This window comes from Marinomonas sp. A3A (assembly GCF_018336955.1).
Classification (GTDB): Bacteria; Pseudomonadota; Gammaproteobacteria; order Pseudomonadales; family Marinomonadaceae; genus Marinomonas; species Marinomonas lutimaris.
Genome location: NZ_CP025532.1, coordinates 2,724,683 through 2,742,834, shown reverse-complemented (window position 1 = coordinate 2,742,834; position 18,152 = coordinate 2,724,683). Strand labels below are relative to the sequence as shown.

General features: G+C 43.1%; 19 protein-coding genes and 1 tRNA gene. 12 read left to right on the top strand and 8 right to left on the bottom strand.

The genetic code is table 11. From position 1 onward, the window contains the following. The first annotated feature begins 55 nt into the window (after nucleotides 1-55). Nucleotides 56-1,060, top strand: a complete 1,005-nt coding sequence (locus tag CYL31_RS12820) for a pirin family protein (protein ID WP_212915605.1) — start codon at nucleotides 56-58, stop codon at nucleotides 1,058-1,060. Between the two features lie 26 nt (nucleotides 1,061-1,086). Here CYL31_RS12820 and CYL31_RS12815 read toward each other — a convergent pair whose 3' ends face one another. Then, complete coding sequence (locus CYL31_RS12815) at nucleotides 1,087-1,527, bottom strand: GtrA family protein (RefSeq protein WP_212915604.1); 441 nt, start codon at nucleotides 1,525-1,527, stop codon at nucleotides 1,087-1,089. An 87-nt stretch (nucleotides 1,528-1,614) separates the two neighbouring features. On the opposite strand from CYL31_RS12815, the gene CYL31_RS12810 reads away from it, so the two are divergent. The 4 genes from CYL31_RS12810 to CYL31_RS12795 all read left to right on the top strand — a co-directional run bounded on the left by CYL31_RS12810 (nucleotide 1,615) and on the right by CYL31_RS12795 (nucleotide 3,463). After that, a complete protein-coding gene (locus tag CYL31_RS12810) occupies nucleotides 1,615-1,893 on the top strand; it encodes an NADPH-dependent FMN reductase (RefSeq protein WP_212915603.1) in 279 nt (92 codons plus the stop codon). A gap of 10 nt (nucleotides 1,894-1,903) precedes the next feature. Continuing rightward, complete coding sequence (locus CYL31_RS12805; protein ID WP_212915602.1) at nucleotides 1,904-2,101, top strand: 2-hydroxymuconate tautomerase family protein; 198 nt, start codon at nucleotides 1,904-1,906, stop codon at nucleotides 2,099-2,101. A gap of 110 nt (nucleotides 2,102-2,211) precedes the next feature. Continuing rightward, nucleotides 2,212-3,099, top strand: a complete 888-nt coding sequence (locus CYL31_RS12800) for an EamA family transporter (RefSeq protein ID WP_212915601.1) — start codon at nucleotides 2,212-2,214, stop codon at nucleotides 3,097-3,099. Between the two features lie 7 nt (nucleotides 3,100-3,106). Further along, a complete protein-coding gene (locus tag CYL31_RS12795; protein WP_212915600.1) occupies nucleotides 3,107-3,463 on the top strand; it encodes a VOC family protein in 357 nt (118 codons plus the stop codon). A 54-nt stretch (nucleotides 3,464-3,517) separates the two neighbouring features. On the opposite strand, the gene CYL31_RS12790 is transcribed toward CYL31_RS12795, so the two are convergent. From CYL31_RS12790 to CYL31_RS12780, 3 genes are read right to left on the bottom strand one after another with little or no spacing between them, the layout of a single operon-like run. Beyond that, nucleotides 3,518-4,549 (bottom strand): asparaginase, encoded by a 1,032-nt coding sequence (locus CYL31_RS12790; protein ID WP_212915599.1) that lies wholly within the window; start codon nucleotides 4,547-4,549, stop codon nucleotides 3,518-3,520. After that, a complete protein-coding gene (locus CYL31_RS12785; RefSeq protein ID WP_212915598.1) occupies nucleotides 4,546-5,949 on the bottom strand; it encodes an aspartate ammonia-lyase in 1,404 nt (467 codons plus the stop codon). The genes CYL31_RS12790 and CYL31_RS12785 overlap by 4 nt, the downstream gene beginning before the upstream one ends. Before the next feature lie 53 nt (nucleotides 5,950-6,002). Continuing rightward, nucleotides 6,003-7,442, bottom strand: coding sequence for an alanine/glycine:cation symporter family protein (locus CYL31_RS12780; RefSeq protein WP_212915597.1), 1,440 nt, complete (start codon nucleotides 7,440-7,442; stop codon nucleotides 6,003-6,005). 213 nt (nucleotides 7,443-7,655) lie between these two features. On the opposite strand from CYL31_RS12780, the gene CYL31_RS12775 reads away from it, so the two are divergent. Beyond that, entirely contained in the window at nucleotides 7,656-8,471 is an 816-nt protein-coding gene (locus CYL31_RS12775) for a helix-turn-helix domain-containing protein (RefSeq protein ID WP_212915596.1), read from the top strand. Here CYL31_RS12775 and CYL31_RS12770 read toward each other — a convergent pair. Both CYL31_RS12770 and CYL31_RS12765 read right to left on the bottom strand, forming a co-directional pair. Then, on the bottom strand, nucleotides 8,468-8,665 hold the full coding sequence (locus CYL31_RS12770) for a DUF2986 domain-containing protein (RefSeq protein WP_212915595.1): 198 nt from the start codon (nucleotides 8,663-8,665) through the stop codon (nucleotides 8,468-8,470). The two genes, CYL31_RS12775 and CYL31_RS12770, sit on opposite strands and share 4 nt — an antisense overlap. Before the next feature lie 87 nt (nucleotides 8,666-8,752). Continuing rightward, nucleotides 8,753-8,837: transfer RNA gene (locus tag CYL31_RS12765), tRNA-Leu, on the bottom strand. Nucleotides 8,838-8,996: 159 nt separating this feature from the next. On the opposite strand from CYL31_RS12765, the gene queA reads away from it, so the two are divergent. From queA to CYL31_RS12735, 6 genes are all read left to right on the top strand, one after another. Beyond that, nucleotides 8,997-10,058, top strand: a complete 1,062-nt coding sequence (queA, locus tag CYL31_RS12760) for a tRNA preQ1(34) S-adenosylmethionine ribosyltransferase-isomerase QueA (protein ID WP_212915594.1) — start codon at nucleotides 8,997-8,999, stop codon at nucleotides 10,056-10,058. 32 nt (nucleotides 10,059-10,090) lie between these two features. Further along, nucleotides 10,091-11,209, top strand: coding sequence for a tRNA guanosine(34) transglycosylase Tgt (gene tgt / locus CYL31_RS12755; RefSeq protein WP_198135093.1), 1,119 nt, complete (start codon nucleotides 10,091-10,093; stop codon nucleotides 11,207-11,209). Between the two features lie 72 nt (nucleotides 11,210-11,281). Then, nucleotides 11,282-11,608, top strand: coding sequence for a preprotein translocase subunit YajC (gene yajC / locus CYL31_RS12750; protein WP_212915593.1), 327 nt, complete (start codon nucleotides 11,282-11,284; stop codon nucleotides 11,606-11,608). Between the two features lie 78 nt (nucleotides 11,609-11,686). After that, on the top strand, nucleotides 11,687-13,537 hold the full coding sequence (gene secD, locus CYL31_RS12745; protein ID WP_212915592.1) for a protein translocase subunit SecD: 1,851 nt from the start codon (nucleotides 11,687-11,689) through the stop codon (nucleotides 13,535-13,537). Between the two features lie 9 nt (nucleotides 13,538-13,546). Continuing rightward, nucleotides 13,547-14,461, top strand: a complete 915-nt coding sequence (secF, locus tag CYL31_RS12740; protein ID WP_212915591.1) for a protein translocase subunit SecF — start codon at nucleotides 13,547-13,549, stop codon at nucleotides 14,459-14,461. Between the two features lie 150 nt (nucleotides 14,462-14,611). Then, entirely contained in the window at nucleotides 14,612-15,601 is a 990-nt protein-coding gene (locus CYL31_RS12735; RefSeq protein WP_212915590.1) for a serine hydrolase domain-containing protein, read from the top strand. Between the two features lie 75 nt (nucleotides 15,602-15,676). On the opposite strand, the gene asd is transcribed toward CYL31_RS12735, so the two are convergent. Both asd and CYL31_RS12725 read right to left on the bottom strand, forming a co-directional pair. Continuing rightward, a complete protein-coding gene (gene asd, locus CYL31_RS12730) occupies nucleotides 15,677-16,537 on the bottom strand; it encodes an archaetidylserine decarboxylase (protein WP_212915589.1) in 861 nt (286 codons plus the stop codon). A 25-nt stretch (nucleotides 16,538-16,562) separates the two neighbouring features. Beyond that, the gene (locus tag CYL31_RS12725) at nucleotides 16,563-18,035 is read right to left on the bottom strand and encodes an HDOD domain-containing protein (protein ID WP_212915588.1); all 1,473 of its coding nucleotides are present in this window, start codon (nucleotides 18,033-18,035) and stop codon (nucleotides 16,563-16,565) included. Nucleotides 18,036-18,152 lie beyond the last annotated feature (117 nt).

The following is an 18,152-nucleotide window of genomic DNA, read 5'->3' as shown; positions in this document are numbered from 1 at the left end:
TTATAGATGCTATCATGTACGTATTGGTAACATGATTTCTTGATGGAGAAACATAATGAGCTCATCAATTTTAAAACGAATTCCCCTTCAGATGTTCTGGCCAACATTTGATCCTTTTTTATTTTGTGCTTTTCATAACGACACTTATCCAAAAGCAAATGCTTCTATGGGCCCTGATGTATCGTTAAATAATCGTCCTTTGGGACAAGATTTTGGCGGTATTGATGGCTGGCGTATGTACCACGGTAAAAGCATTCCAGGGTTTCCTGCTCACCCGCATCGCGGTTTTGAAACGGTAACCATTGTCAATAAAGGCTTTGTTGATCATGCCGATTCTATTGGTGCGGCTGGCCGTTATGGGGAGGGCGATACTCAGTGGATGACGGCAGGCGAAGGTGTTCAGCATTCTGAGATGTTTCCTTTGCTAAACGAAGATGGTCCTAATCCCTTAGAATTGTTTCAAATTTGGCTAAATTTACCAAGCAAAAATAAAATGGTACCACCGCATTTCACTATGCTTTGGAATGAAGATACGCCTGTGGTAAAGGTTGCCGACAGTAAAGGTCTGGAAACTCAAGTTAAGGTGGTTGCTGGCGCGTTTCAAAATGTTGATCCTTCACCTTGTCCGCCTAATTCATGGGCGGCGGATAGTAAAAACGACGTTGCTATTTGGTTGATTGATTTGCCAGAAAATGGTGAATGGACCTTGCCTGCAGTGGCAGCTAATTTGAGCCGTACTTTGTACTTTTTTGAAGGTGAGAAGGTCACGTTAGATGGTGTAAATGCCTCTATTAATGAAGCTTTTGTCTTGAAAAGTGATTCGGCTTTGGTATTGCGTAATCAGGGTAAAAAAGCCAGATTCTTGTTGTTGCAAGGCCGCCCAATCGGTGAGCATGTTGAACAACATGGTCCGTTTGTTATGAATACGCGTGCCGAGTTACAGCAAGCGTTTGAAGATTACCAGCGTACGCAATTTGGCGGTTGGCCTTGGCCGCGCCATGATCAAGTGCATGATAAATCGAAAGGGCGCTTTGCAGAGCATGGTGCTGAAGAAGCCTAAGTTGGCAACATTGATTTTGTGGCAGTTTAAAATTTCGCGGGAGAAAATATCCAGAAACGTGAGAAAACGTAATTGAGCATCATGCCAATTAAAATGCCAGGGATCATGGCTAGATAAGGCCATAAAAGACTCAGTGTGGAGTTAGGTGTGGCTGGTGGTTGAGACATGAGTACTAAGTAACATCCCCAGTTGGGCACAAAAGCAATAGCAGAGCTGCCGAGAAATTGTATCCATTGCAGAGCGGTAGCTTTTTTGTTTGTGCTTGTTATTTGAGCTTTTGACTCGGTAAAGGTAATAGTTCTATTCCACCACCAATTTGAGCTTGCCGCTACCCAAAATGCGATGCCTCTTGCGACAAGGTGCGGCAACCAAAAGGAAAGCAGCAGCATACAGGTAAGGTCGACCAAAAAACCAGCACCACCCACGATGGCAAAGCGTACAAAAGTATGTTTGAAAATTGAGTTCATAATGGCATTCTAAACAAGGTAATATCAAAAAAAGATGAAACAATTTTATCTTAGCGTTTTAACCTTAACGAAATAAAAGGATCGAAAATGAAAATACTTGCATTTGGTGCGAGCTCTAGCAAGCAGTCAATTAACAAAGCATTGGCCGGCTACACTGCAAATCTCGTTGAAGGGGCAGAAGTAACGCTTCTTGATCTTAATGATTTTGAAATGCCGCTTTTCAGTGAAGACTTTGAGAAAGAATCAGGTGTTCCTGCTCAAGCGCAAGCTTTCGTTGATGCTATTGCTCAAACGGATGTGAAAGACGGTGAAGTTGTTGATGCGTCTGTTAAGCAAGCCTTGTTAGACATTGTTGCTAAATTTTAAGGACTTCATTATGCCCTATGTCAATATACGAATTACCGATGAAGGTGTGACTAAGGAACAAAAACAAGCATTGATTAAAGGTGCGACGAATTTATTGGTTGATGTGCTAGGAAAGAACCCAGCTACAACCGTTGTGGTGATTGATGAAGTGAGCACCGATAACTGGGGGATTGCAGGAGAGCAAGTCACTGAGTTGAGAAAGAAATAAAAAATTAAACGAATTCCTAATTGGAATCCAAATTATAAGATTTATTCCTTTTACAAATACATTTCTTAACCCCATGCTAGCGCTTTCAAATTGCAACATAAGGCGTTGGTATGTGGATCTTTATTACTCTGTTCGCAGCAGGTTGTCAGTCAGTTCGAACGGCTTATCAAAATACGTTGGCTCGTCAAACTGGTTTCTTGCATGCCACCATGTCGCGTTCTTTATATGGTTTGCCACTAGTCAGTGTATATCTTGTTATTTGTTGGCAGGTGTTTGGTTGGGTGTCTATTGGTAATCATTTTACTTTTTTTGTTGCTGCTAGTGTTTGTGCAATTGCTCAAATTTTGGCGACGTATTTTATGTTGCGGGCTTTTCAATCAGGCAGTTTTGCAATGGGAACCTTGCTAGCAAAAACCGAAGCTGTTTTGGCGGCATTAATTGGTTTGCCCTTGCTGCATTACACTTTGACGATTGGTTCATGGCTTGGCATTTTTTTGGGAGTGCTAGGCGCTGTTGTGATGAGTGTAAAGTGGAGTAATGTCAGGCAAGCTCATAAAGATATTTCTCTTCTTCTAGGGCTAGGTAGTGGCTTGTGCTTTGCGATTACTTCTGTGACAGCATCGATTGCTAGTCATTCTTTGTCAGGTTCTCTTATTACCAGTGCTGGTGTCACACTTTGGTATGTTTTGGCTCTACAGTCTATTATTTTGTGCGGCATTCAAATTTATAAAAGCAAAGATGTTCTGGCGCCCTTTAAGCATGAGTTTGCCTTAAGTTGTAAAGTGGGCGTGTTGAGCTCTTTAGGGTCAATCGGTTGGTTTACGGGGTTTGCTTTGGTTAATCCTGCTTTGGTAAAAACATTAGGTCAGATTGAAATAGTTGGAACCCTGTATTATTCAAAAGTGCGCTTTGCAGAGAAAATGACCAAACAACAATGGATCGGTGGCGCTATGATCGTAATCAGCGTTATTTTGGTAGTAACATCGACAATTAAGTGAGAGATATATGGAATCCAATAAGATCAATTATGTTGAATTACCAGCGCGAGATTTAGCGTTAAATAAAGCTTTTTTTAGTCAGGTGTTTGGATGGGGGTTTAAAGATTATGGGCCCGAATATTCAGCATTTGAAAATGCAGGATTGGATGGTGGTTTTTTTCAGGCGAACTTCTGTTCAAGACCTCAAAATGGCGCAGCGCTGATTATCTTATACAGTAATGAGCTCGAAGTGGTATTTGAAAAAGTGCAGGCGGCGGGTGGAACGATTGAACAAGTAATTTTTGACTTCCCTGGTGGTCGTCGTTTTCACTTTCTGGATCCGTGTGGTAACGAATGGGCGGTATGGAGTGAACCTAGCGAGTAAAAAAATGGCCTTTATACTGTATCGTGCAAAGGCCATTTATAAGCATGTCGAGTATTATTGATGAGTGAACTCACCACAATAATTCGTGTTCCATTTCTCAAGAATGCCGTAATAGTTTTCACCTGTGGCAATCAGCCAATGGAGTTTGCAGAAGGCGGCTTCTAAGGTCATGTCTCTTCCACTTAATACATTCATCGAAGATAATATAGATCCCGCCGCATAAGCGCCCTGAGACACGCCACCATGTAGGCATTGGGTCAAATTAACGATGTTTTTCTTGCGCAACATGGCTTCTGTTAAAAACGATAAAAACGCTGGGTTTTGATCTGGCACATTGCCTGCGCCATAGGTTAGTAGAACAATGGCTTTGCAATCTTTGTCGTCCAACAGGCTTTGGTAGACAGCAGCTGGCTGACTCGGATGCAGAGTAATCACGCCAACAGCGCTAGCTTTAAAACTAACTATGTTGTTTTCAAGTGATGTTGCTGTGACTTCTTCATCGCTTTTAAGCATACGATTTGGATAAAGCTGCATACCAATGGCGAGTTCGCCCAGTAAATCATCATTTGGGGTATGGAAGGCTTCAAACCGACCACTGCTGATTTTTTGAATGCGATTACCGCGCATTAGCTTGCCATCAAACACCAGGCTCACGTCGGCAATTCTATGGGAAACTGCCAGTGATAATGCGGCTTGTAGATTTGATGTGGCATCACTGCGATTCATGCCTAACGGAATTTGTGAACCGGTCAGGATGATGTTCTTAGTGCAAGCGCCCAACATGAAAGACAAAGCTGAAGCGGTATACGCCATGGTGTCCGTACCATGGAGAATCACAAAGCCATCATAATCTTGCCAATGGGTTGCAAGAATAGACACCAGTTTTGTCCAGTGTTTTGGTGTGATATTGGCACTGTCTATTAAAGGCGAAATTTCCAGTACTTCAAAAGAGGGAAGGGTATTAATGCTCATCCCTAACGCCATTTCTATACGTTCTTGCAAACCAGAAGCAGGGGCCAAGCCCTGCTCTGTTTGAACCATGCCTATGGTGCCGCCCGTGTATAAGATGAGTACTTGCGCGCTCATATGACAACCTTACTAGGCGATAGCATGGATTGTGGGCTTAGTAAAATATTCACCTGTTCTTCCGTAAGCAGGTTTTCTTCAATCACTAAAGCTTTTACCGTGCTGCCTGTGTGCAATGCGGTGTTAGCAATGCGTGATGCGTTCGCGTAACCAATATGCGGAACCAGAGCGGTAATGATACCGATACTGTTTTCAACGTGGCCAGCACACACTGCTTCATTAGCAGTGATGCCACGTATGCAGCGAGTTTCTAACATTTGGCAGGCTTCTTTCAGCATTTTTAACGAATTTAGTACGTTATAAATGATCATAGGTTCCATAGCGTTTAACTGTAATTGACCTGCTTCAGCGGCCAATGTTACAGCAAGATCAGACGCGATAACTTGATAAGCTGTTTGGTTCATCGCTTCAGGAATAACAGGGTTTACCTTGCCTGGCATAATAGACGAGCCTGGCTGCATTGGTGGTAGGTTTATTTCGCCTAAACCAGTACGAGGGCCGCTTGATAATAGGCGCAAGTCGTTGCTCATTTTGCTTAGTTTAATAGCAAGGCGTTTCAAAATGCCGGAGAAAAATACGAACGCACCCATGTCGGATGTTGCCTCGACTAGATTGCTTGCTGGTACAAGTGGTTTTGTTGATATAGTCGCTAATTTTTCTACAACCAGTTTGGCGTAACCTTCAGGAGTATTGATGCCTGTACCGATTGCGGTGCCGCCAAGGTTAACTTCGCATAGCAGTGCGCAAGCTTCACTGATGCGATCAATGTCTTCGCCAAGAGTAACGGCAAAAGCGTCAAACTCTTGGCCTAGTGTCATTGGCACAGCATCTTGAAGTTGTGTGCGGCCCATTTTTACGATGTGCGAGAATTCACGAGCTTTGGCTTCTAGTGCTTCTTTTAGTGAAGCAAGACTTGGAACAAAGTTATCCGCTGCAAACTGAATGCCTAAGCAGGCCGCTGTTGGGTATGCGTCATTAGTGGATTGTGAGCGGTTTACGTCGTCATTTGGATGTAGGAATTTGTATTCGCCTTTCTCATGACCCAATTTTGTTAGGGCTATGTTGGCAATGACCTCGTTGGCGTTCATGTTGGTTGAGGTACCAGCGCCACCTTGAATAACATCGACAATGAATTGATCGTGATGTTGACCTTGGATCAAATCTTGGCAGGCATAGACAATGGCATCGGCTTTTTCGGTTGTTAGTAGTTTCATTTCTTGGTTGGTTCGAGCGGCAGCTGCTTTTACCATTGCCAAGGCTTTGATCAATTCAGGAAAGTGTGAAATCGGAACGCCAGTAATTGAAAAGTTTTGAGCTGCACGCAATGTCTGTATGCCGTACAGCGCGTCAGCAGGAACGTCCATATTGCCAAGTAAATCGTATTCAGAGCGAGTATTCATGATGTTCTTCCTGACGCCTCACTGGATCACAGTGAGGCGTAATCTAAGTTGGGTTATTGGTGGTTTGTGCTATGTGGCTTTTCACTATTTGGCCAAGATTCTTGGTCTAGATCCAAATCGGCGAAACGGTTTGCTTCAAATGTTGGTGTTTTATTGCCTTGTTTACGCTGACCGTCAAAGTCTTTCATGACGCGTTTAGCAACTTTAAATAACAGAGCTAGAGCAAATAAGTTAACTAGCGCCAATAAGCCCATGCTCAAATCTGCAAAAGCGAACACAGTGCCTAGATCAAGAATAGCGCCTGTACAGCAAAGGCAAATGATGATGACGCGGAAGGCGTTCATGTAAAAACCATGATTGTCTGATTTAGTTAGGTAACTAACGCTGTTTTCACCCAAGTAGTAGTTATACAAAATAGTACTAAAGCCAAATAGTAGTAGAGCAATACTGACGAACATGCGGCCATAATCGCCCATGTGAGTTGCCAGAGATGCTTGAGTTAAGGCAACACCTTGGATTGTATCGGTGCTGCTTGGGTCATAGGCGCTGCCAAGAAGAATGATCAATGCTGTACAAGTGCACAATACGATTGTGTCGATAAATACAGAGAAAGCTTGAACAATACCTTGGTTTGCTGGGTGTGGAATATAGGCAACCGCTGCAACGTTTGGCGCGCTACCAAGACCTGCTTCGTTAGAGAATAGACCGCGTTTTACGCCCATTAATATCGCTGCGCCAATACCACCGCCAAACGCTGGCTCTAAACCGAACGCACTTTTTACTATCATGATCAAGGTATCTGGAATCGCGCTTAGGTTCATCGCAAGAACGATAAGGGCAATTAACAAGTAGCCGCCAGCCATAATAGGAACTAGCACTTCAGCAACTTGTGCGATACGTTTAACGCCACCAAAAATAATCAGGCCAACAATTAACGCCATGCCGATGCCGCTGTAGTAGGGCTGGATGCCAAAGGCGTCTTCTAATGATGTCGCAACAGAATAAGATTGCAAGGTTGTGAAGGCGATGCCAAAAGTGGCTAATAGTAAGATTGAATACAGTACAGACAACCATTTCCAGTTTTTGCCTAAACCGCGCTCGATATAAAACGCTGGACCGCCGCGGAAGGTACCGTCTTTTTCTGCTGTTTTATAGGTTTGTGCCAGCATACATTCCACGAAACTGGTTGCCATGCCCATCAGGCCAACAACCCACATCCAGAATATCGCACCTGGGCCACCGATAGTGATAGCAACGGCTACGCCGGCAATGTTACCGCCGCCAACACGACCTGCTACAGATAAGATTAAGGCTTGGAATGAGCTTAAATGTTTTCCATCGGCTTCATGGTGTTTGGCTGTAAGAATACCGAACATATTGCCAAAATAACGAAATTGTACAAAACGGGTTGCAACGGTAAACCAGATTCCGATGCCGATTAATACAGCGATAAGAACCTTACTCCAAAGCAAGTCGGTGATAAGAGATAGCATGAGGGGGAACTCCTGTTTTTTTAGATTTATTATTTGGTTTTAAGGAGCTCATTGGAACGAAAAAAAAGTAGGAAAGGGAGTTCGTAAAAAGATGCTTGCTGATGCTAGTTGGTGCTATTGAAGCATCAGATAGCATCATTTTTTAAGTGTTTTCGAAAGGCGAATTCATTACACTGCTGATGTTTAACTTTGGCTCGTAATGTGGGGTGAATTGTGGCTCAGGATTTTGCGGATAACTTGCAGTTATTATGCAGTTACTACAAGTCGGTGGCAGATGTGTGTCGTCGGTTAAATATCAATCGCGCGCAATTTAATCGTTATTTAAATGGGACAACAGTACCGAGTAATAGTACTCAGCGGCGCATTGGTGAGTTTTTTGGTGTTGAGCCTAGTGAGATGGTGTTGGCGCATGCTCATTTTGCTAAGCTGGTACAGGCACGTCCGATTCGTCAAAATGAAGATGTCAAAAGTCTTACGCCAGAGCAGATGCAATTTAATAAACTGAATCAGTCTGGCCAGCATGGTTTAGCCAAGTATTGTGGCTATTACTTTGAATATTATCTTTCTATGGCATGCCCGGGAAAGATTTTACGCACCTTGGTGCACGTAGAGTCTCAAGGTGATAAAACTTACTATCAGCGTACTGAACGCTTGAACCCACGTAATTTAAAGAAGTCTTTTCATGGCGTTTATAATGGCGTGGTGCAGTTATTGTCGGATAGATTATTTTTGATCGACTATGAAAGCCAAACTCATGTGGAGATGACGCAGACGATTCTTTATCCTTCTTTTCAAAACCGCGTCGAGCGATTGACTGGATTGCGTTTAGGAGTGTCTGGGAGTGGTGAAAGAGCGCCATGTTGTGCGCGAGTTGTCTATGAATATTTGGGTTCGAATATTAATGAAAAGCGTGCTGTTGCTCAGTGCGGATTATATGAAGTGGACAGTGATCAGATAGATGAGGATATTTGCCAGTCAATCAAAAATGATATGAAAGAGGGAGACTGGCACTTTAGGGCGCGATTTTAAGCGTCTTTTACTTCGCTTGTCTCAGTTGCTTCTGTATCAACGTCTGAGTTTAGGTTGGCAGCCGCTTCGGCTTCCATTTTTGCACGCTCCGCTTTTGAAATATATTTAGGCTTGGCTTTTTTAGGGTTTACCTTTAGGTTAGCCTGTTTCATGCGCTTGTCGTATATGTCTTTGATTTTTTTGCGGCGATTCATGTTTTGTTCCTAAGATGACGCTGTTGTCCCAGAATAGCATTCAAGGAACGAAAAAAAGCCCTGATCAACGATCAGGGCTTTTTATGTTGGTACCAGTAGGCGGACTCGAACCGCCACACCCGAAGGCAACGGATTTTGAATCCGTCGTGTCTACCAATTCCACCACACTGGCCTTGAAAAAGGTGAGGCGTATTCTAGGGTATTTATAGGATAAGTCAACGGCCATGCGCATTATTTTTTATCTTTTTAACAAGTAGTGGCTTGGAAGTACCTTTTTGAGTGGATTTTCGCTAGAATGCTGGGTCGTTTTTTCCTAGGTAGCTTTCTTTTCATGCTCGTTTCCGATTATCACTTTGATTTACCTGATTCATTGATCGCTAATTACCCTATGCCTGATAGAACAGCCAGTCGGTTGTTGCATCTTGATGGTCCTAGCGGTGAAGTAGTTCATCGTCAATTTCCAGATGTGTTGGACTTGGTTCAGCCAGGTGACTTGATGGTGTTTAACAACACTCGAGTTATTCCTGCGCGTGTTTTTGGGCAAAAGGAATCTGGCGGAAAAGTTGAGATACTAGTCGAGCGAGTCATTAATACAAATGAAGCACTAGCGCATGTTCGTGCGAGTAAGTCGCCAAAAGAAAACAGCAAGCTGATTTTGGGACAAGATAAAGGTGAGCAGATTGAAGCGACCATGGTTGGTCGTTCAGGTGCGTTGTTTCACCTTGTTTTTAATGAGCCTGTTTTAGATGTGCTAACGCGTGCTGGGCATATGCCGCTGCCGCCTTATATTGAACGTTCTGATGAAGATAGTGATCAAGAGCGTTATCAAACTGTTTATAATCAAAAACCTGGAGCTGTTGCTGCGCCAACCGCTGGCTTGCATTTTGATGAGGCTTTGCTTGAAAAGCTTAAAGCAAAAGGGGTTGAAACAGCATTTGTTACCTTGCATGTTGGTGCTGGAACTTTTCAGCCAATGAAGGTCGAAAAAGTAAAAGACCATATTATGCACGCTGAATATGTGGAAGTTGAGCCTAGTGTGGTTGAGCAAGTTAAAGCCACTAAAGCGCGTGGTGGTCGAGTTATTGCTGTTGGTACGACCAGTGTTCGTAGTCTTGAATCGGCAAGCCAAAGTGGTGAGATAGCGCCGATGCAGGACGACACCAGTATTTTTATTTACCCAGGTTATGAATTTAAAACAGTGGATGCTTTGGTGACGAATTTTCATTTGCCAGAGTCGACACTGATTATGCTAATTAGCGCTTTTGCGGGTTATGACCATGTGATGGCCGCTTATAAAAAAGCCGTTGAGCAGAAGTACAGATTTTTTAGTTATGGTGATGCCATGTTTATTACACGAAATGCGCAGGCTAAAGGCCCGCAAGGTGAGGAATAAGACGTATGTCTGATAAGCGTCCAGAATGTTTTATGGATTTTGAACTTCACACTACGTCAGGAAAGGCGCGTCGTGCGACCTTGACGTTTCCGCGTGGGAAGGTTGAAACGCCAGCTTTTATGCCTGTTGGTACTTACGGTACAGTGAAGGGCATGTTGACCAAAGATATCGAAGAAATTGGTGCTGATATTATTTTGGGGAACACTTTCCATCTTTGGTTGCGTCCGGGAACGGATGTGGTGAAAGCCCATGGTGATTTGCATGATTTCACTCAATGGAAAAAGCCGATCTTAACGGACTCTGGTGGTTTTCAAGTGTTTTCGCTTGGCGAAATGCGCAAAATTACCGAAGAGGGTGTGAGCTTTCGTTCACCAATTAATGGCTCGAAGGTGTTTTTAAGTCCCGAAATCTCCATGCAAGTTCAGCGTGATCTTGGCTCTGATATTGTGATGATTTTTGATGAATGTACGCCTTATCCGGCGACGCCTGAGGTAGCGGCTAAGTCTATGCGCATGAGTTTGCGTTGGGCGCAACGTTCTAAGGATGAGCATGGTGACAGTCCATCTGCATTGTTTGGTATTATCCAAGGCAGTATGTACGAAAACCTTCGTGATGAGTCTCTAGAAGGCTTGGTGGATATTGGTTTTGATGGCTATGCGATTGGCGGATTGTCAGTGGGTGAGCCGAAAGACGAAATGATGAAGGTTTTGGATCACACCACTCCCAAAATGCCTGCAGATAAGCCACGTTATTTAATGGGTGTAGGTAAACCAGAAGATTTGGTCGAGGGTGTTCGTCGCGGCGTAGATATGTTTGATTGCGTTATGCCAACGCGTAATGCACGTAACGGTCATTTGTTTACATCAGATGGCGTGGTTCGTATTCGTAATGCTCAATATCGTCACGATGTTGGTCCATTAGACAAAGAATGTGATTGTTACACTTGTAAAAACTTTTCTCGGTCTTATTTACATCATTTAGATAAGTGTCAAGAAATGGTAGGGGCGCAATTAAATACAATTCATAACCTACGATATTACCAAACACTCATGGCGGGATTGCGTCAGGCGCTCGATGAAGGTAGATTTGACGCCTTTGTTGATGAGTTTTATGCAAAGCGAGGCCTAGAAACGCCAGCTTTGAGTGAATAATAAACAAAATTATGCGGATTCCTTTACAGAAGGGTTCGCAACAGTTTCATAAACCATTGGAGAGTTAACACCATGATCGCATTGATCTCACCAGCTTACGCTGAAGGCGGCGCACCAGCAGATGCAGGTATTTTTAACCTAGTACTTCTTGCTGGCTTCGTTGTCATCTTTTACTTCCTTATGTGGCGCCCGCAAGCGAAACGTGCAAAAGAGCATAAAAACTTGATTGCATCTCTAGCGAAAGGCACTGAGGTAGTAACTGGCGGTGGTGTAATAGGTAAAGTGTCTAAAGTAGACGATAACTATGTAGTACTTGAAGTGTCTGAAGGTATTGAAATGAAATTTCAAAAATCTTCAGTTGCTGCTGTTTTACCTAAGGGAACGTTAAAGTCAATTTAACCTTCTTTGAAAAGCGCCTACCAAGGCGCTTTTCTTCTTTATCGATCCATTTAATTTTTTAGGTGTAAAGGAATTTTCATGCTTAACAAGTATCCCTTGTGGAAGTATTTGCTAATTCTTCTTGTTTTGGCTTTGGGGCTACTATATGCCTTCCCAAACCTTTATCCGGATGATCCAGCGCTACAACTATCTACCCAAAAAGCGACTGCTGTTGTTGATGAGCAGGCTTTGCAAAAAGCGAAAAGTGCGCTTTCAAAAGCGAATATAGATTTAAAAGAAGCAGAGCTTACCTCTGCTGGCGGTACCTTGCGCTTTAATAGCGGTGAGGACCAACTTGCTGCTAAGCCGGTTGTGGCGGCAGCATTGGGTGAAGATTATGTGACGGCGCTTAACCTTGTACCTACGACGCCTGAATGGTTGTCTTCTTTAGGTGCTGGTCCTGCTAAATTGGGCCTTGATTTGCGCGGTGGTGTCCACTTCTTGCTAGAGGTAGATACGCCTGCAGCGCTAAAACAACGACTTGATGTTAGTGCTAGCGAGATGAAGGCGGCATTGCGCAAAGATCGTATTCGTTACCGTAGTGTTGATATTGAAGATGGCGTGCTTTCGATTCGTTTCTTGCAGCAGCCTGATTTGGCTTCAGCTGAAACCTTGTTGAAGAAGGACTTTTCTGAATACCGTTACGCAACGCGTCAAGATGGTACTGATTTTTACTTAGATGTTAGCTTTACCGAAGCGGCTAAGAAAGAGATTGAGTCTTATGCGTTACAGCAAAACTTAACCACCTTGCGAAATCGTGTAAACGAACTTGGTGTGGCCGAACCTTTGGTGCAGCGTCAAGGTAGTAATCGTATTGTTGTTGAGTTGCCAGGTGTTCAGGATACTGCAGCAGCGAAACGTATTATCGGTGCAACAGCTAACCTTGAATTTCATTTGGAAGCAGGTCTGGATGACAACGGTAGTGATGTTGAGACTTTAACTTTCCGTGATGGTAGTGGTCGTACTGCTCGTTTAGAGCGCGATCTTATTATTACTGGTGATAGTGTTTCTGATGCGAGTTCCTCTTTCGACGAAAATGGTCGCCCACAAGTAAACATTAGTTTGGATGCTAAGGGCGGCAAGCAGATGAGTAAAGTTACTCGTTCTGCGGTTGGTCGTAACATGGGGGTGGTGTTTATTGAGCATAAGTCTCGCAGTCGTTTTGTCGAAAAAGATGGCAAGATGGAAGAGGTGCGTAGAAGTTATAGTGAGAAAGGCATTATCTCTCTGGCGACTATTCAAACGACGCTAGGGAATTCATTCCGTATCACGGGTCTAGATAGTCCTCGTGAATCTTCTGAATTAGCTTTGTTACTGCGTGCTGGTGCTTTGGCTGCGCCAATTTACTTTGTTGAAGAGCGTACTATTGGGCCAAGCTTGGGTGCTGAAAACATCAAGTTGGGTGTGAGTTCGGCGCAAATCGGTTTGCTCGTTGTTATGTTGTTCATGCTGGTTTACTACAAGGTGTTTGGAATTTTTGCCAATATCTCGTTGGCGTTGAATATTGTGCTTTTGATGGCTTGTATGTCTTTACTTTCCGCGACGCTTACTTTGCCGGGTATTGCCGGAATTGTATTAACGATGGGGATGGCGGTGGATGCTAACGTGTTGATTTTCTCGCGAATAAAAGAGGAATTAGCAAGTGGTGTGCCAAGCCAGCAGGCGATTCATTCTGGCTTTAACCGTGCGTTTACGACTATTTTCGACGCCAACATCACGACCTTATTGGTTGCTGTGATTTTGTTTGCGGTAGGAACAGGTCCTGTTAAAGGCTTCGCAGTGACATTATCACTGGGTATTCTTACTTCTATGTTTACGGCAATCGTTGTAACTCGTGCACAGGTTAATCTTGTGTATGGCGGCCGTAAAAATAAGAAACTGTACATTTAGGAGAATGCCATGAAAGTGACAAATATTCCGTTTATGGCAATGCGTAAAATCGTAGCTGTCTTTTCACTTACGTTGATACTGATCTCTCTTGTTTCTTTGGCAACAAAGGGTGTGCAGTTTGGGTTGGATTTTACTGGCGGTACATTAATAGAGGTAGCTTATAAAGAAGCACCAAAATTGGATGACGTTCGTACACTGCTAGGTGAAAACGGCTATTCTGATGTTGTTGTGCAGAACTTTGGTTCGCCAACTGATATTGTGGTTCGTATGGCAAATGCCTATACGGCGACTTTGGGTGATGAGGTTCTATCAACACTGCAGAATAATGGAGCGACTGATGTGTCTCTTCAGCGTTCAGAATTTGTTGGTGCGCAAGTGGGTGAGGAGTTGCGTGAGCAAGGTGGCCTAGGTATGTTGCTTGCGTTGGCTATCGTGATGATTTACGTGGCTGTGCGTTTTCAATTTAAATTCTCTGTAGCATCTGTTGCGGCTTTGATTCACGACGTGATCATCACATTGGGCTTCTTTTCTATCTTTGAGGTGGAGTTTGATTTGACGGTGCTGGCGGCCTTACTTGCTGTGGTCGGTTATTCCCTCAACGATACGATAGTAGTGTGTGATCGGATTCGTGAAAATTTCCGTATTATGCGTGATACAACACCATATAATTTAGTAAATGATTCTATCAATCAGACGCTTGGTCGAACTTTGATTACATCGTTAACGACTTTGTTTGTATTGGTTGTGTTGTTTGTTGCTGGTGGTGAGGCTATTCATAACTTTGCTATGGCATTGTTGGTTGGTATTGTGATTGGTACGTATTCTTCTATCTTCGTAGCGGCAAATTTATTGCTAGCGATGGATGTTAAACGAGAAGATTTAATTCCAGCGCCAAAAGAAGAGTTGGAAGACGACTTGCCATAGTAGCTAAGTTGACTTTTATCGTTAAGAAAAAGCCTGCTTCGTGCAGGCTTTTTTATGTGGTTTAATCGACAGAATGATTTTGTTTATCGGTTGCTAGTTTGTGTTTTTTGTGAGTTGGCCTTACTTTGAAATTAGGATGAATCGTTCAGTATGTATGTTGTTTTGCTTAGTTCATTGCTTTTGTTCGCTAGTGTTCAGGTTAATGCCTTAGATTTGAGTGCTATGGATAAAACGGCTCAAGGCTTTTCCAATATAAAGACGGTACAGATCGCACATAAAGGAGAGCTTGTTTGGTCGAAGGCATATAACAAGGCGGATATTGATGCTGTTGCAAATATCAAGTCGGCCTCAAAATCCCTTATGTCTGCCATTGTAGGTATAGCGATTGAACGTGGCGTTGTTGAGGGTGTTGATCAGCCAATTGCGCCCTTGCTTGCCGATCAATTGCCTAGTAATCCAGACCCTAGTTTGAATGATATTACGATAGGTCATTTGCTTTCTATGCAGGCAGGGTTAGAACGAACCTCTGGTCGTAATTATGGTCGCTGGGTGGCGAGTAATAATTGGGTGAAAGCGGCGCTATCAAAGCCTTTTGTTGAGGCTGTTGGCGGTAATATGCAGTATTCAACAGGCAGCACGCATATGTTGTCAGCTATCATAATGCGCCAAAGCGGTCAGCATACTTATCGACTGGCTAATCAGTGGCTTCAGGGAGCAGGTATTCAAATACAAAGTTGGGAAACAGATCCGCAGGGTATTCCAATGGGAGGGAATCAAGTTGGTATGACGCCAGCTTCATTATTGGCGTTTGGTGAATTGTATCGGCGAGGGGGTGTCACGGAAGCTGGTCAGCGCTTAATCTCTGAAAAGTGGATAGAAGAAAGTTGGACGCCTCGAACGCAATCTCGCTTTCATCGCGGGCAATATGGCTATGGCTGGTTTATTCAAACCTTTGCAGGGGTGCAGGGGTACTATGGTTGGGGTTATGGTGGGCAAATGATTTATGTATTGCCCGAGTTGGCTTTAACTATAGCGATTACGTCTCAGGAAAACCTACCCTCTGGTCGCACTGGTTATCGCGACTTATTGCACGAAATGGTCAGTCAGGATATTGTCCCTGTTATTCAGTTGGTGATGTAGTTTGTGTTTTAATGGTTTTGTTCCAATAAAAAGCCTGCTCAATGCAGGCTTTTATTAAGTGGTGTTTTTTTGTGATTATTTATCTGCAATCTTGCCGAAATGCATGCCCATTTTTGTTGGGGTTTCTGCTTGCAAAGATTCTTCCCAATCAACCGCATCTTTGCCAAATAATACGATAGCGGTTGATCCCAGTTTAAATCGTCCCATTTCTTCACCTTTTTTGATTTCAATGTTATTTAGTTCGTTGTAGTCCCAAGTGACGACATTTTTATTGAATGGTGTGACTTGACCTGCCCATATAGTTTCTATGCTGGCAACGATCATAGCGCCAACTAGTATCACTGCCATCGGGCCAGCTTCGGTATCAAAGAGACAGACTGTGCGTTCATTGCGAGCAAATACATTAGGGATTTGTTCGGCAGTTACTTTGTTAACTGAGAATAGCTTGCCTGGGATATGTATCATTTTGGTTAGCTTGCCGGTCAGTGGCATGTGAACGCGATGGTAGTCTTTTGGTGATAAGTAAACGGTTGCGAAAGAGCCGCCAAGAAACTGATTTGATAGAGAGGCATCACCTCCTAAAAGGCTTGTTAGGCTGTAGTGGTGGCCTTTTGCTTGTAAAATTGTGCCATGTTCTATTTTTCCAAGTTGGCTTATTGCACCGTCTGCAGGGCAAGCTATACCGTTATCTTTATCACAGATAGGGCGTAGTTCTGGGCGGATAGCCCGAGTGAAAAAGTCGTTAAAGTTGCGGTAGGACAGTGGGTCGCTGTTGATTGCCTCAGACATGTCTACTTGATATTTTTTGACAAATTGGCCAATAAAAGTGTTTTTTACCCAGTTGTTTTCGCATTCGGCTATTTTTCCAATAGCGCGAGACAGTGTTTTTTGCGGAGTAATGTGTTGTGAAAATGCAAAAAGTTGATCTTTAGTCACGTTGTTTATCCTGATATTGGTGAATTTATAATGTGTTGTGGCTGATTAAAGACACGATCTGTTTTAGGTTTTTATAATCTATTTCGTTGAATTCTGTGCGGGTTTCTAGCCAGAATATGACGGTTTCGTTTTTTGATATCTGTGTGGATGCCAAAATTAGGTGGCTATTTGTATCAATTATTTGATCCGATGTATGTGGAAAGTCTTTTAACAAGTTATCAAGTTTTTGTCCAAATATGTGGATGGCAGAGCGTTTGCTAGATAGTTTTTTAAATACGCTTGATGGTGCGCTCCATTGAATGGCTTTGATCACTTCTATGTTATAGCCAAATTGGTACATGGGGGCTGTTTTGTCATTTTCGTGTTTAAAAATAATGCTGTGTTGTGCGTTTGGTATAGCCTGCTTTATGGTTTTTAATGCCAGTCCAGTTTTTTGTTTTGTATCGTATTCACTGTTTTTACAGAGTGCTTTTTTGAGCGCGGCAATGGGTGATAAGGCGGCTTTTAGTTTTGATTTGCCTGTATATAAATCTGGGTTGAGTAATTGCTGTGCAAGCGGGATTTTTCCACCCGTATTATAGAGTTGTGCGGCCTCTGCACTCGCTAAATGGGCTGTTTGGATTATTTCGCCGATTCGACGATGCATTACTGTAGCAACAACGCGATAGAAAAAAGGTAGGTTTTTGGAATCCCACCGCATAAGGCTGGCTTCGTGGGCAACTTTGTTCGCGCAATATGAAAAAATAAGTGGGTTGTTTATTAGGATAATCAATCTTTTATCTTCTACGAAACCTGGTAGTTCTTCTGGGTGGTGCGCTAGGTGCGCTAGTGTTTGTAGCTCTTTTGTGTTGGGTATGTGTTTGGTTAAAAATGATTCGATGACTTTGTTTGGTGTGTTCCAATAGGTGCATAAGTGAACGGTAAGTTCATCTATGCGGCAGCCTAAAATGCTCAGCTCTGCTTGGCTTGCTTTTTCGCCTTGTTGAATCTTTTTGTTGATAGCTAGCATGGTCGGGTAAGCGTAGAACCACAATAACCATCTTGCAGCATCTCGAAACAGGGTTATCCAGAATATATCATCTTCGTGGCTGGTTAGTTTTTCTATCGCCCAATGTCTGGCTATCGTGGCTGCTTCGTAGCTGGTCTGTAATTCACTTAGGAACGCCATTAAATGAGGCTGTTTTTGTTTGCCTTTGGTTTCATAAGCAACAAATTGTGGAAGTAGTTTTGCGATGCCGTTCATGCCAACCATCGCAGCGGCATGGAAAGGGGTTTTTATTTCGCTATTCTTATTCGGTATGATGCGATTTGCTTCATTTAGAATGGCAAAAGCCAATAGTGGGTCTGAGGCTATATTTGCTTGTATTCCATCAAGCGTGTCCTCTGTTCTTTTGGTTTGAGTCTTTAGGCGAGTTAAATTAACTGCTCTAACAGGAAGTTTTTTATTTTTAAGAAAATGTAGCCATTCATTTAGGCCAGAAGGTGACTTGTCTATCATAGCTGGTTACATTAGAGGCTCGGTTGTAGTTGAGTTTTAAATGCTCTTATATTTTTGATCTCATTAATCATACTGTATATTGAGATGAGAGCATACTTTGTCGGTATTAAGGAAGAG

Bases quoted from the DNA above. Each gene is read 5' to 3' on its own strand.
- CYL31_RS12820 (WP_212915605.1), top strand. From the start codon at position 56: ATGAGCTCATCAATTTTAAAACGAATTCCCCTTCAGATGTTCTGGCCA.
- CYL31_RS12815 (WP_212915604.1), bottom strand. From the start codon at position 1,527: ATGAACTCAATTTTCAAACATACTTTTGTACGCTTTGCCATCGTGGGT.
- CYL31_RS12810 (WP_212915603.1), top strand. From the start codon at position 1,615: ATGAAAATACTTGCATTTGGTGCGAGCTCTAGCAAGCAGTCAATTAAC.
- CYL31_RS12805 (WP_212915602.1), top strand. From the start codon at position 1,904: ATGCCCTATGTCAATATACGAATTACCGATGAAGGTGTGACTAAGGAA.
- CYL31_RS12800 (WP_212915601.1), top strand. From the start codon at position 2,212: ATGTGGATCTTTATTACTCTGTTCGCAGCAGGTTGTCAGTCAGTTCGA.
- CYL31_RS12795 (WP_212915600.1), top strand. From the start codon at position 3,107: ATGGAATCCAATAAGATCAATTATGTTGAATTACCAGCGCGAGATTTA.
- CYL31_RS12790 (WP_212915599.1), bottom strand. From the start codon at position 4,549: ATGAGCGCGCAAGTACTCATCTTATACACGGGCGGCACCATAGGCATG.
- CYL31_RS12785 (WP_212915598.1), bottom strand. From the start codon at position 5,949: ATGAATACTCGCTCTGAATACGATTTACTTGGCAATATGGACGTTCCT.
- CYL31_RS12780 (WP_212915597.1), bottom strand. From the start codon at position 7,442: ATGCTATCTCTTATCACCGACTTGCTTTGGAGTAAGGTTCTTATCGCT.
- CYL31_RS12770 (WP_212915595.1), bottom strand. From the start codon at position 8,665: ATGAATCGCCGCAAAAAAATCAAAGACATATACGACAAGCGCATGAAA.
- queA (WP_212915594.1), top strand. From the start codon at position 8,997: ATGCTCGTTTCCGATTATCACTTTGATTTACCTGATTCATTGATCGCT.
- tgt (WP_198135093.1), top strand. From the start codon at position 10,091: ATGGATTTTGAACTTCACACTACGTCAGGAAAGGCGCGTCGTGCGACC.
- yajC (WP_212915593.1), top strand. From the start codon at position 11,282: ATGATCGCATTGATCTCACCAGCTTACGCTGAAGGCGGCGCACCAGCA.
- secD (WP_212915592.1), top strand. From the start codon at position 11,687: ATGCTTAACAAGTATCCCTTGTGGAAGTATTTGCTAATTCTTCTTGTT.
- secF (WP_212915591.1), top strand. From the start codon at position 13,547: ATGAAAGTGACAAATATTCCGTTTATGGCAATGCGTAAAATCGTAGCT.
- CYL31_RS12735 (WP_212915590.1), top strand. From the start codon at position 14,612: ATGTATGTTGTTTTGCTTAGTTCATTGCTTTTGTTCGCTAGTGTTCAG.
- CYL31_RS12725 (WP_212915588.1), bottom strand. From the start codon at position 18,035: ATGATAGACAAGTCACCTTCTGGCCTAAATGAATGGCTACATTTTCTT.